General features: G+C 40.4%; 15 protein-coding genes and 2 tRNA genes. 9 read left to right on the forward strand and 8 right to left on the reverse strand.

What is annotated here, in order from left to right:
• Positions 1-6: 6 nt before the first annotated feature.
• Positions 7-711 carry a hypothetical protein gene (locus IPM34_11355; GenBank protein MBK8956136.1) on the reverse strand — a complete coding sequence of 235 codons (705 nt, stop codon included), beginning with the start codon at positions 709-711 and terminating at the stop codon, positions 7-9.
• 102 nt (positions 712-813) lie between these two features.
• On the opposite strand from IPM34_11355, the gene IPM34_11360 reads away from it, so the two are divergent.
• Positions 814-1,263, forward strand: coding sequence for a hypothetical protein (locus IPM34_11360; GenBank protein MBK8956137.1), 450 nt, complete (start codon positions 814-816; stop codon positions 1,261-1,263).
• Between the two features lie 38 nt (positions 1,264-1,301).
• Here IPM34_11360 and IPM34_11365 read toward each other — a convergent pair.
• Positions 1,302-1,386 (reverse strand) — tRNA-Ser (locus IPM34_11365).
• A gap of 185 nt (positions 1,387-1,571) precedes the next feature.
• Here IPM34_11365 and IPM34_11370 point away from each other — a divergent pair.
• A complete protein-coding gene (locus tag IPM34_11370; GenBank protein ID MBK8956138.1) occupies positions 1,572-2,333 on the forward strand; it encodes a hypothetical protein in 762 nt (253 codons plus the stop codon).
• A gap of 60 nt (positions 2,334-2,393) precedes the next feature.
• Positions 2,394-2,467 (forward strand) — tRNA-His (locus IPM34_11375).
• A gap of 59 nt (positions 2,468-2,526) precedes the next feature.
• Here IPM34_11375 and IPM34_11380 read toward each other — a convergent pair.
• On the reverse strand, positions 2,527-5,340 hold the full coding sequence (locus tag IPM34_11380) for a VCBS repeat-containing protein (protein ID MBK8956139.1): 2,814 nt from the start codon (positions 5,338-5,340) through the stop codon (positions 2,527-2,529).
• A 43-nt stretch (positions 5,341-5,383) separates the two neighbouring features.
• On the opposite strand from IPM34_11380, the gene IPM34_11385 reads away from it, so the two are divergent.
• The gene (locus tag IPM34_11385; GenBank protein ID MBK8956140.1) at positions 5,384-6,196 is read left to right on the forward strand and encodes a class I SAM-dependent methyltransferase; all 813 of its coding nucleotides are present in this window, start codon (positions 5,384-5,386) and stop codon (positions 6,194-6,196) included.
• A gap of 22 nt (positions 6,197-6,218) precedes the next feature.
• Here the strand turns inward: IPM34_11385 and IPM34_11390 are convergent, their stop codons facing one another.
• On the reverse strand, positions 6,219-8,849 hold the full coding sequence (locus IPM34_11390; GenBank protein MBK8956141.1) for an AAA family ATPase: 2,631 nt from the start codon (positions 8,847-8,849) through the stop codon (positions 6,219-6,221).
• 138 nt (positions 8,850-8,987) lie between these two features.
• Between IPM34_11390 and IPM34_11395 the strand changes: the two genes are divergently transcribed.
• The 5 genes from IPM34_11395 to maf are packed head-to-tail and all read left to right on the forward strand — an operon-like array spanning position 8,988 to position 11,597.
• Positions 8,988-9,329, forward strand: a complete 342-nt coding sequence (locus IPM34_11395; GenBank protein ID MBK8956142.1) for a 2Fe-2S iron-sulfur cluster binding domain-containing protein — start codon at positions 8,988-8,990, stop codon at positions 9,327-9,329.
• A gap of 11 nt (positions 9,330-9,340) precedes the next feature.
• Complete coding sequence (gene iscX / locus IPM34_11400; GenBank protein ID MBK8956143.1) at positions 9,341-9,589, forward strand: Fe-S cluster assembly protein IscX; 249 nt, start codon at positions 9,341-9,343, stop codon at positions 9,587-9,589.
• A gap of 9 nt (positions 9,590-9,598) precedes the next feature.
• Complete coding sequence (locus IPM34_11405) at positions 9,599-10,096, forward strand: HAD-IIIA family hydrolase (GenBank protein ID MBK8956144.1); 498 nt, start codon at positions 9,599-9,601, stop codon at positions 10,094-10,096.
• Positions 10,087-10,995, forward strand: coding sequence for a UbiA family prenyltransferase (locus tag IPM34_11410; protein MBK8956145.1), 909 nt, complete (start codon positions 10,087-10,089; stop codon positions 10,993-10,995). Before IPM34_11405 ends, IPM34_11410 begins: the two co-directional genes overlap by 10 nt.
• Positions 10,995-11,597, forward strand: a complete 603-nt coding sequence (maf, locus tag IPM34_11415) for a septum formation protein Maf (GenBank protein MBK8956146.1) — start codon at positions 10,995-10,997, stop codon at positions 11,595-11,597. Before IPM34_11410 ends, maf begins: the two co-directional genes overlap by 1 nt.
• Here the strand turns inward: maf and prmA are convergent.
• The 4 genes from prmA to IPM34_11435 form a co-directional block, all read right to left on the reverse strand.
• Positions 11,581-12,396 carry a 50S ribosomal protein L11 methyltransferase gene (gene prmA, locus IPM34_11420; GenBank protein MBK8956147.1) on the reverse strand — a complete coding sequence of 272 codons (816 nt, stop codon included), beginning with the start codon at positions 12,394-12,396 and terminating at the stop codon, positions 11,581-11,583. The two genes, maf and prmA, sit on opposite strands and share 17 nt — an antisense overlap.
• A gap of 7 nt (positions 12,397-12,403) precedes the next feature.
• A complete protein-coding gene (gene folD / locus IPM34_11425; GenBank protein ID MBK8956148.1) occupies positions 12,404-13,279 on the reverse strand; it encodes a bifunctional methylenetetrahydrofolate dehydrogenase/methenyltetrahydrofolate cyclohydrolase FolD in 876 nt (291 codons plus the stop codon).
• A gap of 284 nt (positions 13,280-13,563) precedes the next feature.
• Complete coding sequence (locus tag IPM34_11430; GenBank protein MBK8956149.1) at positions 13,564-15,018, reverse strand: GWxTD domain-containing protein; 1,455 nt, start codon at positions 15,016-15,018, stop codon at positions 13,564-13,566.
• Positions 15,015-15,368 (reverse strand): membrane lipoprotein lipid attachment site-containing protein, encoded by a 354-nt coding sequence (locus IPM34_11435; GenBank protein ID MBK8956150.1) that lies wholly within the window; start codon positions 15,366-15,368, stop codon positions 15,015-15,017. The genes IPM34_11430 and IPM34_11435 overlap by 4 nt, the downstream gene beginning before the upstream one ends.
• Positions 15,369-15,396: the final 28 nt, after the last annotated feature.

Consider the following 15,396-nt stretch of genomic DNA (forward strand, 5'->3'; position numbering starts at 1 on the left):
ATCGGGTCAATATTGACAGCCAGAATTTACCGGGCATAAAACATCGGCATTTTTCAGCAGCGATGATGAAGTACATGGATTTGGAGGAGGGCATAATCCTGCATGATTTAATCCGGAGAAAGCCCTTACCGTGTTGTTGATCCCAAACAAACTGTTGAGAAAGTCGGTTTCAGACATGTTATCCGGCTTAAACAAAGATTTTGGGGCATTGCCGGGACCATTTGGATTCACTTCGAAAAGATCCGGATCAAAATCAATATCCTCTCCATTCGCATTCTTAAACGTTGGAACCAGCATGATGGAAAGATGATTTCTTTGGTTGTAGGGAATGGAATCGCTGTAATCAGAAGTACCAACTTCAGGATAAACAATGGGATACATTCTTAATCCTGTAAACTCTACGTTGAGATTGTTTTCTTTGACCTGGTCCTCAATAGCTGAAATAAAATCTTTCACTTTTTGCAGGTCCATTGTAAAATAGCGGCTGTCTTCAAAATTGGCTCCATACTGGCCCGGATTGGTACCTGAATATGTATTGTTGATAATTTGCTGTCGCTGATCCCTGTACTTGGCGACCATTCTCACCATGTCCTGATAAGGTATTTTTTCAAATGGAGCCTGGGCCTGTGCCATGGCAACATCGGAACTTAAAAAACTTACAAGTAAAATAACCCATGAGGAAAAAGTAAAATTTGAAATGCCCACTTTCATAGCTTCAATAATTTTTACCAAAAGTAGTCAAAAGTGAGAAAAATAAAAAACATGACATTTTATTATTATTTATAAAGTATTCTTTAACAGATGTGTACGTATATGAAAAACAGTGTTTTTCCTGTTAAAAAGGGTGTTTTTCCTGTGCGGCACAGGAAATACACGGGGGAAGAGGAAGTGGGCAGTCTTCAGTTGGCAGTTTGCAGTCCTCAGTGGGCAGTGGGCAGTCTTCAGTTGGCAGTTGGCAATGGGCAGTTTGCAGTGGGTATTCCTCAGTGGGCAGTCCTCAGTGGGCAGTGGGGAGTGGGCAGTCTTCAGTGGGCAGTTTGCAGTTGGCAGTGGGATGTTGGCAGTCTTCAGTGGGCAGTTGGCAGTGGGAAGTGGGCAGTCTTCAGTTGGCAGTGGGCAGTCCTCAGTGGGCAGTGGGCAGTGGGCAGTGGGGAGTGGGCAGTCTTCAGTTGGCAGTTTGCAGTTGGCAGTTTGCAGTGGGCTGTGGGCTGTGGGCTGTGGGCTGTGGGCTGTGGGCAGGGTAGATTTGGACTAAATTCTTGATTTCACCCCAGCACCCACACTCTCTCATGCCGGATTCGCGGAGGAAGAGGGATTCGAACCCCCGGACCTGTTACAGTCAACGGTTTTCAAGACCGCCGCATTAAACCGCTCTGCCATTCCTCCTGAGCGCCTTTTGCGTTTTGCGTTGCAAATATACAAGGATAATTCCAAGTGGATTAAGTTATGGGCCCCGATAAATTGAGATTGTTGGCTCGGCCGGATTGATGCCTCTATCTGTTTGATTTTCATTATGAAATTTAACGACGGGAATTATTAAATTTGATGCAGAATCAATCAACTTCTTGTTTATGAATAAGTTAGTATTTATTGCCTTCGTTTTTTCGATTTCATTATTCCAGTGCAAACCGAAAGAAAATACCAATGCCGAACCAATGACCGCAGAGATCAGTCTTGAACCTTTGGGATCCTCTGTAGAGTTTCCGGATGCAGGCATTGCATCCATGGATTATCAAAAAGGACAATTTACCTATCAGATCACGGGAGATTACAAATTAGGGGAGCAAACATCGGACGCAGCCCAAAAAATGTGTGCCAATTCAGCTCAGGGTCAGCATATTCATCTGATCGTCGATGATCGTCCCTATGAGGCAAAATACGACAGTTCGTTTCATTATCTTGTTCCGGATGGAGAGCATTACCTGCTTTCTTTTTTATCGAGGTCTTATCACGAAAGCATTAAAACAACACAGGCCTCTACATTGGTGAAAGCACAAATTCAGGACAGTTCCTTTAAAAAAGTTGAGCCGGTAACCAAGCCCATGCTTTTTTATTCGCGGCCAAAAGGAAGTTATGCTGGAGCCGATGCCAAAAATATTATGCTGGATTTTTATCTCGCGAATTGCACACTTGGCGAATCTTTCAAAGTAAAAGCGGAAATTTCGGGTAAAGAATTTATAATAGACCAATGGCAAGCTTATGTGTTAAAAAATTTACCGATGGGTGAGCATACCCTCACTCTTACTTTGATCGATGCGTCCGGAAGCCCTGTTCAAACTCCATTAAATCCGGTAAGCAGAAAATTTGTATTGCAAGCTGAACCGGGTAAGTAATTCAGGTTTTTGCACGACTCTGAATTTATCCTATATTTGCAGCCCATTCTAACGGAGATGGTGGCTATAGCTCAGCTGGTTAGAGCATCGGATTGTGGTTCCGAGGGTCGTGGGTTCGAGTCCCATTAGCCACCCTAAATTTTGTTCCCCTTTATATTTTATTTTTAACTTTTTTGTGTCCGGGTCTTTTCATTCACAAGCTGAGCCATTTCACAATAATTGTTCCATTTTCTTTTCGAAGTCTGATCAGGTAAATACCCCGGACAGGCTCGGGAAAGTAAATCCATTGATTCGCTACATGCTGTCCTCTGGCGAATGGCTTGGCTTCCAGGCTCAGTATTTCCCAATCAAATTTCCAGTCTTCATGTCCAGTGATTTTAAATGCATTTCCGTACACCAAAAATTCCAAGTGCTCAGCTCCGGGATTGGAAGCATCTACCGGGCGATAGATCACTGGAATTTCAATACGTTCGCTTGAACAATTTACACCGGGCTTTCTGATGACCCAATCGTAGAAATAATAGTAATAACTGTCTCCATTGCTTGAGGTCAGCAAACGGACTTTATCCTGGATAAAAAACGGATAATAAAATCCTTTATCGCTTCTTTGCAGTCTTGGACTGTTCTCGTTCCACAATTTCTGATTTTGTTCGAGATTCGTGGTCAGGGTATAAGACTTTTCACTTTTTGGTATTTCAAATCCCAAGTAAACCTGATTTTTTCCATTGTTCAATTCCACATCTTTCTTTGCGATGCGTTCTCCCAGATCATTTAAAAGATCGATCGTACGCTGTCCGGGGAAATCTGTAAATAATGTTATTGAATCCAAAATGAGATCATCATACACATTAAAGATCATTTGCGCATTCAGGAAGGGTGCATGATAAGCTGACGATTGGTACTCCGGTTGCGAGAGACCGCCATGCACAAACGGATAAGAAAAAGAAGATACGTTCTCAGCCCAAAAACTGCGATCGGAATCAATGCTGTCTGTTTCAAAATTTTTTCCAACAAACTCTGGAACGAGATCCGTCTGGTTTTTATACCAGTAAGTTGAATCTGAATCCGAAGTAAGAAAAGCCGGCCTTTTGAATAACAAAGTATCGGATTTGATTTTCGGAGGTTTCACCGTTTCTGCGACCACCAAATTCAAAGTATCCGTATAGCTATCCTCACATAATCCTTTGACTTTTGCAAAATATTTACCGGTCTGTTTAACAAGGATCACAGAATCTTTGCGCGAATCTGACCAGATCAGTTCTGCATTTGGAATGACGCTAAGTTCAAGCTGATCCCCCTGACACAAGACCTTATCATACCGGTGACTCAACATAAAGTTCTGCCCTGGATTATTGATAAATGAAACAGGCCTGGAAGTGACTAAACAGTTGGCTGCGTTGTAGCCCTGATAATAATAAACACCTTCGCCCTTAATGTTCAATGAATCTGATCGGATCCCTGTATTCCATACTAAATCTCTAAGCTGATCAGAAGTATTGATCACTGTATCGATCTGATCGCAAAAATAAACGACCTGATATGCTTGTTTTGGTACACCCATTTCTGTGAGACATCTTCCCTCTTCAACAAGATATTGCAGATCGGCCGCGAAAGAAAAGTGCTTATCGATAATTCCCGAAGGCCAGTAGAAAATGACGCTGTCTATTTTTTCAAATGCATCCAGACCAAAATGCACATTAAGAGAATTCTGTACACCAAAGGCTTCGCCTGCATGAAGTTCCCGCGATTGCATCCTTCCATCCGTATACACCACTACACGGGTCCCTACCCCATTCGGGTTTGAAACTTTGCCTTTCAATGTAAATTTGACAAAATGATTTGCATTGCCGGGATTCAACCACAATTGATCTTTTTGATTGTTGGGAGTATTCAATAAATCAGCATGAGAAACACATACATCCATAAATCCATCGGAGTTAAAATCTCCATAGGCACAAGAACTGAAATTCGCATCCTGAAGCAGTGTATGCTTTTTTGAAAAATGCATGTTTCCGTCATTCAACCACAATTCAGATGCATTTCCGGTAACTAAAAGGTCGAGATCACCATCGTTGTCGAAATCTGCCGGGATCGCCTGAATAATGATGGCTGCAGAAGTAAAACCGGAAGTCGCCGTAATTTCTTCAAATTGACGATCGGATTTTTGCCTGAACAATCTGCAGGGAGTATAGTGGTTAACTACAAAACAATCTTTCAATCCATCGTTATCAAAATCTTCAAACAAACTCACCCAGCTTTGGTCGCCGACATCCAAACCATACAGTTCTGCAGCAGATGTCCATTGTCCCTGATCGTGGACCCACAACTGATTTAATCTACGTGGATCAAGAGTATCCTCGACACCCGGCCTGCATTTGGATATGTATAAATCCGGATCGCCATCATTTTCAAGGTCTGTCCAGATACACCCATAATTTCCTGCATCCAAAGCAGGATCTGCAAAACCCATTGAAATAAATGCGGTATCAAGTCGAAGATTGCCAACACCATCGTTCAAATAAATTCTGTTGATTTCATTGTCATCGCACAACGTATAATCCAACCAACCATCCTGATTTACATCGTATACAACTGCGGCTTGAGAAAACATATAGGTATCATCAACCAGAGATCTTTCAAATCCGTTTGATTCCTGATAGAGTATGTGCACCTGACTTCTTTCTCCGCTGATCACGATATCATTGTAACCATTCCTGTCGATATCTGCAACATTCACCGACCATGCAGGAAACGTATTGTGGTAATCGAGCGATTTCCATAAGAATTCTGCAGCTCCGTATTGAATCCCAATCCACAAATGTTTGGTCTGATCCAACACAATCAGATCATCCAGGCCATCGCCATTGATATCGGCTGTGGCCAATGGAATTCCGCTAAAAAAGGTTTTATGAGATAAGTTCGGAGACCAGTTTGACTGTGCCCAGCCAACCTGTAACCCAAAGCAAAGAAACAACAACAGTAAAAGGCGGGTGTTACCTTTGTACATATATGATAATTTTTACAAATATAATTATAACGCAGTAAAATTCATGAGGTTAAAGATATTACTTGAGCGGTTGCCTGTATTTTTAAGATTTTACCTCCGTGCGCAAACTATTTATCAAATACATGCTCCTTATCTAAGCAATTTTATTCTAACTGCTTTTGACACAAATCGGTTGTTTTACGATTTCAGAATCATTGAACACTACCGGAGAACGCTATTATTAAATCAAAACCTTATACCCCAAAACACACATGGCGATCTTCATGGCCAAACCGGAAATAAAATAGCTCAACTCGCAAAAAAATCTACCGGAAGCCAGGATTACTATGAATGTCTTTACCGGATATGCAGTTTCTTCAAGCCAAAAAAAATACTCGAACTTGGATCTTGCCTCGGATTGAGCGGTTTGACTCTTGCATTGGGCAATCGCGAAGCAGAAATAACAACTGTTGAAGGGAATGCTTTTCTTGCTAACTTTTGCAGAGAAACTTTTGAAACGACCCTGCCCGGAAAAATTAATGTGATTAACTCTTCGTTTGCTGAATTTCTTAAAAATAATCCTCGCGGTGGATTCGATATGGTTTTGATTGATGGAGATCATTCTTACAAGCCAACTTTAGAATATGTAAAATCTATCTTTCATTCCACTGCTGATAATGCCGTCATCATCATAGACGATATTCATTGGTCACCTGACATGTTCAAGGCGTGGAATGAAATCATCAATTGGCCAGAAATTCATTGCAGTCTTGAAACATACAGATTGGGTTTCCTGTTTAAATCGACTCGGGTCACAAAAGGTAATTTCAGTTACATCCCCTACCCTTTTAAACCCTGGGGAATTGGACTTGTATAGTGTACTTTTCGCAGAATAAAGATTATTTCATAAATCCAAGTCTTGGCCTGTTGAACACATCTCTTCTGTCTTTTCCCGGCACAAAAGATTGTACGTCTTCCAGTTCAATGCTATTTTGGCTGACTTTCATAAGTTCTGAATCATCCAGATTCGACAGTCGGATATTTTGGTATCGAATGATTTCTTCACAAATTGAACGAACCAATCTTGCATTTCCGAAAAACCGGTCTTTTGAATGAAACAAATAAGCCAGATAAGATTTGAGATGTGTTTCTGCGGCATCAGATATTTTTAGTCCGGCATCCCCAAACATTTTAAGCGCAATCAGGAAAAGTTCTTCTTCGGAATAATCTTCAAACTTCAAGATCTTATCAAAACGGCTGCTCAATCCAGGATTGGATTTCAGAAATGACTCCATCGGCTCTGTATAGCCTGCGACAAATACAAAGAATTGGCCACGCTGATCTTCCATGCGTTTCAGCAATGTCTGAATGACCTCACTGCCATAATCGGTATGCGCCTGCACCCCCCCAGCCAAAGCATAGGCCTCATCAATAAACAAGACACCGCCCATAGATTCTTCAATTTTTTCAGAAGTCTTAATGGCCGATTGGCCCAGATAACCGGCAACCAGACCCTGCCTGTCGGTTTCGACCATATGACCTCTTTCCAGGATTCCGAGTGCTTTGTAGATTTTGGCAATGATCCGGGCTACGGTGCTTTTTCCTGTTCCCGGATTTCCAAGAAATACCGTATGCAAATAATGTTGATTCAGTACTTCTTTTCCAGACTTTTTTGCGAACTGAACAATTTTTACAAGCTCCGCGATTTCCTTTTTTACATTTTCAATTCCAATCAAATGATTGAGTTCATTCATAGCACTTTCGAGCAACTCTTTATCAATAGGAATCAGAGGACGCATTTTGGAAGGTTCAAGCTGGATCTTTCTTACATCTTCGCCTGTGATCAGACTTAAAGAATCCATATCAAATTCGGCAGGTAAATTGCTGCTCATGATCCGGATTCCCAAATTGATTTTTGCTTTTTCGACAACATCAAAAACAAATCTTGCATTTCCGAAAGCGTGGTTTCTGTTCCTGTAAGCATCTAAAATAATGTGTTGCAATTCTTCTTTTGCCTCGTCGTCAAAACGCACAGCTTTTTTTGCCATGGCAAAATCAGCAATTTCGTACAGTTCCTGGGGAAGATAATCCTGAAATTCAAAAAATAATTTAATGCGTGATTTTAAGCCTGGATTGGAATCCAGAAAATATTTCATTTCCTTGGGATAACCGGCCATGATGACCGCTATATCTCCTTCTCCGTTTGACATTTCTCTAACTAAAATTTCAATGACCTCCCTTCCGAAATCTTTACTGTCGTCGTTTGTACGGGCAAGGGCATAGGCTTCATCGATGAATAAAACACCACCCCGTGCTTTTTCGATGACCTCTTTTACTTTAGGTGCTGTTTGGCCAATATATTCACCAACCAGCTCTGCGCGGTCTGCTTCATAGACATGGCCTTTACTGAGCACACCCATTTTTTTATACAGCCTTCCCATCATTTTAGCTATGGTCGTTTTTCCGGTTCCCGGATTTCCATAAAAAATTGAATGCAAAGCCAATTTTTCAATTTCGTGAATGCCCTTTTCCTCTCTTAACTGAAGAAATTTCACGTATTGGGTGTGTTCCTTCACTTTTCTTTTAATTTCCTGCAATCCTATGAGCTGATTGAGTTCATCGAGTACGGCTTCTAGGCTTTCCTCTTTTACTTCATGTCCTGGAAGTAATATGGGGTCGCTTTTATACGGCAATGTAATAGGTGGAATTCCCTCCTCAAAAGCAAACCCGACCTCAAAAGGCATTACTGCCAAAAGGTGGTCGAGAAAAACAACTTCAACGGTATACAGACCTTCCCACCAGGATCCTTTGACATTTGAACCCCAACCAGCTGTGATGAATATTTTATCGTCTTCTTTGCGTACCGGAACTAATCGGATGACCTGACCTTTAAGTTCCCGGGATTCATTTAAAAACTTGATAAAAAGCTCACACTGCCAATTTGCCTGATTGCAATGGTTTTTCAGAATGATCTCTGCATAGACATAACGGGTTTCTTCTCCTTCAAATGTTTTTACATAATGACGTTGTTCGGAAGCAACATCTTCAAAAGGGCCTTCGTATAAGCGCAGTGATTGCAATTCCACATAAGGATTCTGAGATTCAACCTGACTGGCTCCCGGATCCTCCACATAAAAATAACGGCTGCCAACTTTTTCACCATCCATATAAGCTTCCCAGCAATAGGTACCCTTTTTCCAGAACGAACCTTCTTTTTTATTTCCCCAGCCTTCCCGGATGTGAACGGTATGATCGAATTTAGAAATTTTTCGCTTGAAACTTAAATTGCAAACTTCTTTTTTTGTTTTGATCAGACTGAAGCATCTCAATTCAATTTCTGTCTCCCAGGATTCCCGATCAAACAATTTGTTGATAAAAGAAAGTTCAACATATATATACGCCGTTGAAAATCGGTCGAAGACCTGTCTGTATTTTTTCTTATTGTCTGCAAGCCATTCTGTGGAAGCATAGATTCTTATCTCTTTAAATTTGTATTTCCTCGTATCTCCGATTTTAATAATTTCTTCCATAGCTTATAATCTAAATAAACATTTAAATATATAACAATACCGGAAAAGCAGGACTCAAATTAGCTAATTTTCATAAAATTCCTTCCGGAATCAGTTAAACTTTTCTATACCTGAATTGTTTAGGAGTCACCTTTTTATATGGCTATAATCAAATTCCTCTTTGAAGACCAACGGATTGCTGATAAAACAGTCATCACCAATGGATTGGACAAATCCATTCTGGAAATCACAGAGGAAGAGGATATACACCTCAATCATAATTGCGGAGGGGTTTGCGCTTGCTCAACCTGCCATGTTTATATTAATTCCGGAGCCGAATATTTGGAAGACATCAGCGACAAAGAAGAAGATTTTATTGACCGAGCCATGAATCCCAGATTGGAATCAAGACTGGCTTGTCAATGTATTCTTCTGGATGAGAATGCCCGTATCACCGTTGAGATTCCGGATCAAAGCCGGATCATTGGTCACGAACATTAAAAACCAGGTCCATGCCGTTTGAATCCATTGAAAATTTACCTATAAACTGGTCTGATCACGAAGACATCGCGATGGCCCTTTACGAAAGGTTCGGTCATGAGTTTAATGAATCCAGAATTTATCGCATCAGGTTTACTGAATTGATTGAATGGGTTCTTGAAATTCCAAATTTTGTCGGAAAAAGGGAAGATTGCAATGAAGCACATCTGGAACAAATACAGGCAAAATGGGTCTATGAATTTCGCGACAATCAAGCTTAATTTTACTTCATGAACGTATACGATCGTTTTTTTACTATTCGCGGAATCGTATTGGATATCGATGGGGTTTTAACTGATAATACCATTTTGATCACCGAGCAATCCGAATTTCTCAGGAGAATGCATATCCGGGATGGGTATGCCATCAAAAAGGCCATCAGAGAAGGATTCAAAATTGGCATCATCTCTGGTGGGAATTCCATTGGCTCCAAAAAAAGGTTAGAGCTTTTAGGCGTTGGAGATATTTATTTAGGAATAGAAAATAAGTTAAGTATTTTTTCAGAGTTGACAGACCAATGGAAGTTACCCCCTGAACAAATTGCTTATATGGGCGATGACATTCCCGATTTAAGTGTGATGAAGATTACCGGGTTGGCCTGTTGCCCTTCAGATGCCGTTCCGGAAATATTGCAAATTGCACATTACATATCGCCTTTGGCTGGAGGGAGTGGTTGTGTGCGTGACCTTTTAGAAAAGATTCTTCAAGCACAAGATAAATGGACCTGAAATCCTGGAGTTCCTTCCTGCGATTGCCAAATCTGTTCATGATCCTGTTTGGCCAACAATTCATATTTTATTTTATTCTAAATCCACAACTTCCTGTCGAGTCAGAAACTCTGAGCGGTTTAGACTTTTTGTTACTGAGCTTTACAACTGTCCTGGTTGCAGCCGGAGGCTTTGTAATCAATAATGTTTTTGATGCTAAAATAGACGCCATTTTCCCCGGAAAGAATCCGGTACCTCTCACCATCAAACCAAATGTTGCAATTATAATTTACTTATTCATAGTTTTTACCGGATTGGGGCTCACCATTCTTCTTGCAGTAAAAAGCGACAGACTTATGGATGCTGCATTATATCCAGCAGCTGTTTTATTACTTTTCATTTATTCGTGGAAATTGAAGTGCCTTCCGGTCATAGGCAATTTATTTGTGGCCTTGTTTACGAGTGCAGTCATATATATAATCCCATTTGCCTATTGGGAAGAGATCAGTCTGCTCCGAATGCTTGATTATTCTCTTTGGAAGAAGTTGCTCTACCCCCTATTTATGCTGGGCTTGTTTGCGTTTTTGGTCAACTTTATCCGGGAAGTTGTCAAAGACATCGAAGACATAAAATCGGATGCAAATTCTGATTGCAAAAGCACTGCTGTTTATTATGGCGAGGAAACAGCCATGGGGATTGTGAGGCTTTTCTGGATTTTGCTGTTGCTGATCTTAAGTATTCACGTTTTTCAAACTCACACGTTTAAATCGTGTTGGGTCTTTTTGCTTTGTCTTGGTATTCCCCTTATCTGGTTGAGCCTATTTATTTTTAGACAGGATCTCAAAAGCCGGATTACATTTGTAAGCCGTGGTCTCAAATTGCTAATGTTGGCAGGAATGATCTATTGGATTATATACTGATGCATCAAAGAATCAATTTTCGCAAAATTATCCTAGCATCATCTTCCCCAAGAAGGAAATTGCTGATGGAGGAAGCAGGGTTTTGGTTTGAAACCATTCATCTCGAATTTGATGAGCATATACCTGAAGGCATGTCTTCATTTAAAGTGGCACAACACATTGCTATCGAAAAAAACAAAAGAGCTAGGTCTTTTCTTAAGAATGATGAAATAGCCTTAACGGCCGATTCAATTGTGATCCTCGGTGATAAAATTTTTGGAAAGCCAAAAGACCGTGCTGATGCCTACCATATGTTGGCCAGTCTTTCTGGTAAAATGCACAGGGTTGATACAGGAGTTTGCCTCAGTGATCATCATAAACAAATTGCTTTTACAGGAAGTTCGCAAGTTTATTTCCGCGCAATGAATCACGAAGAAATAAGTTGGTACATCGATGCTTATTTACCTTTCGACAAAGCAGGTTCCTATGCTGTGCAGGAATGGATTGGCTTGTGCAAAATTTCCGAAATTTCAGGAACCTATGCCAATATCATGGGCTTACCAACCGATCTTGTCTATGAAGGCCTTAAAAATTTTGATGGAGCACTTATGTTTCCGCAATAAGGCAAATCCACTCTCCCTTTTGTATAGCAAATTTTAGTTTCAATTGATTTTCCAGAATCAGTTTTTCCATTTCAATTTTATCGCTTGCCAAAAAACCTGACAATGCGATGTTGCCTCCAGGATTCAACAAAGAAGATAGTTTGGGAAGGCATTCTGTCAATACATTGCGCGTGATGTTGGCCAGGATATAATCAAATTTTCGATCGGGAACCTCATCCAAACCACCCAACTTCAACAACGCACACTTTAAATGATTAAGAGTTAAATTTTCAGCTGTATTTTCTATTGCCAGTGGATCATTGTCTATAAAGACTACTTCACCAGCCCCTTTGAGCAAAGCAAATATTCCCAAAATTCCTGTACCGCAACCAAAATCCAGCACATCCTTTTGGTGCAATTCAATCCCAGTCATATATTCCAGGATCATTGAAGTGGTTTCGTGGTGGCCGGTTCCAAAAGCCATTTTAGGTGCAATGATCAAATCGTATTCAAACTCTGGATCAGGATCATGAAAAGTTGCTCTTACTAACAATTGTTTGCCTATCGGCAAGGCTTCGAATTGTGATTCCCAAACCGCATTCCAGTCTTTTACCTCGTGCGACTTTTTAGAAAAGGGGATGTTGTTCTCCAGACAATACAATTCAATTTGTTGCTGAAGATCAGAAAGTTTTTCATCCACAAAAGCTTCCATGTGGTCCTCACTTTGGATAAACGATTCAACTCCTTCGGCGTAAAGCAAGGCGATGTGCAGATCCTGTTCATCTGCAGGGATATTCATCAGGTAGGATAATTGACCCATCCGATGCTCAGGTTTTTTTTGAAAAAGCTTTCCATGTATTTTCCATCAAGGCAGTGATCGTCATCGGACCTACTCCACCAGGTACCGGGGAGATCGCCGAAGCTTTTTGAGAAACAGAATCAAATTCAACATCTCCAACAAGTCTGGACCCCTTAGATGAACTGGGATCTTCGATCCGGTTAATTCCTACATCCACCACAACAACACCCTCCTTGACCATATCGGCTTTGAGAAAATGCGGAATTCCCAATGCAGCAATGATGATGTCTGCTTCCCTGCAAAATTGATCGAGGCGGCTGGTTTTACTGTGGGCAATGGTTACGGTTGCGTTACCCGGCTTTGATTTTTTAGACATCAGGAGTGCCATAGGCGTACCGACAATATTACTTCTCCCAAGAACAACACAATGTTTTCCTTCAGTTTCAATTTTATATCTGTCGAGCATCATCATGATTCCCATTGGAGTAGCAGGCAATAAAGAAGATAGACCCAAAGCCATTTTACCAAAATTATAGGGATGGAAGCCATCGACATCTTTAGCCGGATCAATTGCCAGATTGATTGCATGTTCGTCAATATGGCGGGGCAATGGAAGTTGTACGATATAGCCGTCAATTTCGGGGTCTTCATTTAATGATTTTATCACGTACATCAACTCTTCCTGGCTGGTGGTGGCTGGTTTTTTGATCAGTGTGGACGCAAATCCTACTTCGTCGCAAGCTTTAATTTTATTGCGTACATAGGTCTGGCTGGCTGGATTGTCTCCAATAAGAACTGCTGCCAGATGGGGAGGCCTCACATCATTCTGGCAGAATAAACGCACTTTGTCCTGAATTTCTTTGCGAATAGTTGCAGACAATTTATTTCCGTCCAAGATCAACATACTTTTAATTTATGGGTACTTTAATTTATGCAAGATTTTAGAACCAGAGATTCGCCAGGCCTGCAGCCATGAAATTTATGTGGCCAGATTTTTCAATTCACATGATTTGGGTAATAAATTCCCTGAATTCACCGGTTTTAAAAAATGCAGCCCAAAGATATAATGAATAATATACCAGATACAGCTAAAATTTCAAATTATGTCATCCCCATTGGAACCAAGAACTTTGTTTGAAAAAAATCCATTGACTTCGTAAATCCCGCAATAAAATTCTGCTGACATTTTCAATTGTCAAAATATTCCCGAGCCCTTCTGTTGATGCCGGGTTGCATTTCGGTGGCATCGAAAAAATTATCGCCTTTGAATTGATCTTTTGCATTTTTGTACAACTCAATTTCCCATTTCCGGTTGAATCTTTCACCAATGGCTGTTGAATGTAGCAGCCTAAAATCACTGCCTGCTAAGTCCGGGTTATAAAACAGAAACTTAACGTTGGTTTGGCCCCCTTTAGCAATTTTATTATATTTCCAGATTTCGTAAGGAAAGGCACCATGATCTTTATCCTCTTTTATGATTTCATCAGGCCTGCCATAACGCAAATACATGATTCCCCGATCCGTTTCAAATCCATAACCAAAGCCCGATTTGAATTCCTGATCGAGGTACTTTGCGAGTTTTAAATAATTCATAAAAGCTATTCTCGCTGTGTCATAACGCTCGCTAAAATAGGTAAAAAGAAAAATTCGCTTTTCTTGTTCTTTTTTTTCTTTCAATAAATTATTCAGAGTCGATACATCTATCCCTGTAATCAATGGGTGAACAGCCCTGACACCATAGTCCACCAGCTCAACCGGAATGGTATCAAAATAAAATTTATCCTCTTTACGGCTCGTGAATAAATAATGTATCCGGTCCCAAAAAGGATTCTCCCTGATGAAATGCGTGTTCTCTTCGCAAATAAGTTGTTTGTCTTTATCCATCAACTGGATTTTCAATTGATAACTGCCACTGGTTAATTCACTGATGTCCTGTTGTATGAGTTGCGCATCTACAGGAACTGCTTTCCTTTTTTTAAACCACTCTCTGACCGGTACGAAAAGTCCGAAAGAATCTTTTCTCAAAATGGTAAACTTCAAATAAAATGGTGTCGGGTTGTTTTGCTCCAGATAGCTTTCAACATAGGCAAAAAGGATATGTTGGTGTGCATAATACGTGTGATATGGAAGTGGTTCTCCGTAGATGCCATTTTTCCAAAGTTGATTCGCGCTGTCGGAAGAAGTTTTAGCATATTGCAGCAATTGAATATCGGAAAATCCATGAGTTGCCGGTTTATCTTTGACCCATACGGTATCAATCAGGCTTAACTCTATTTCAGGTGTAAATGCATCAGTTATTGAGGTTTCCAGCAGGTAAAGTCCGGGTGTAAGTTCCCATTTTTCTCCATGGTAAAATGGTACACTGGATTTTGAAGGAGGGGTATGGAGTTGGAATTTGGCTGCTTTGATGATGTTTTCTCCATTTTTGAGGACCATCATCAGATCGATCTTCATGCTTTGAAGGCTATCAGAAGTATATACTTTTTTCCAGACTTTATCGCTGATATAAATTCTTAGATCTAAATAGGGAGTGTGCCCAGATGTATAAAAAACGGAGGGTTGTACATAAGCTTCCTGAGAAGAAATCCTGCTGAATATAAATAAGATCCAGCATATGCCTTTCCAACTCTTATTACGGGTCATTCTTTTTTTACTTTAAAGACAAACTGTGTTTTATGAATTTCAAATTTTAGTTCCAGTTGTTTGCTACCCAGCTTTTTTATATAAAACGTATAATCCATTCCTTTTGTGAGCTGAATCTGATTTTTATGGATGACATAGGTAGCCTGCTGTTCGGCACCCTGAAAATTTGTTGTCATAATTTGTCCATCAAAATAGAAAAAAGCCCCCTCCAGGGTGTTGGTTAATTTATCATTGCGATAGGCTTGTTCGACAAACCACTTACCTGATAAAAACTCCTGATCTATTTGGTTTTCATCTTTGCACGAGCTCAGCGTGGCGATAAAAACAAAAAAATAAATAATCCTTTTCATGATAGAGGTGACAAAAATAAGCTATTCG

Source organism: Saprospiraceae bacterium, assembly GCA_016716185.1.
In the GTDB taxonomy this organism is placed as follows: Bacteria; Bacteroidota; Bacteroidia; order Chitinophagales; family Saprospiraceae; genus Vicinibacter.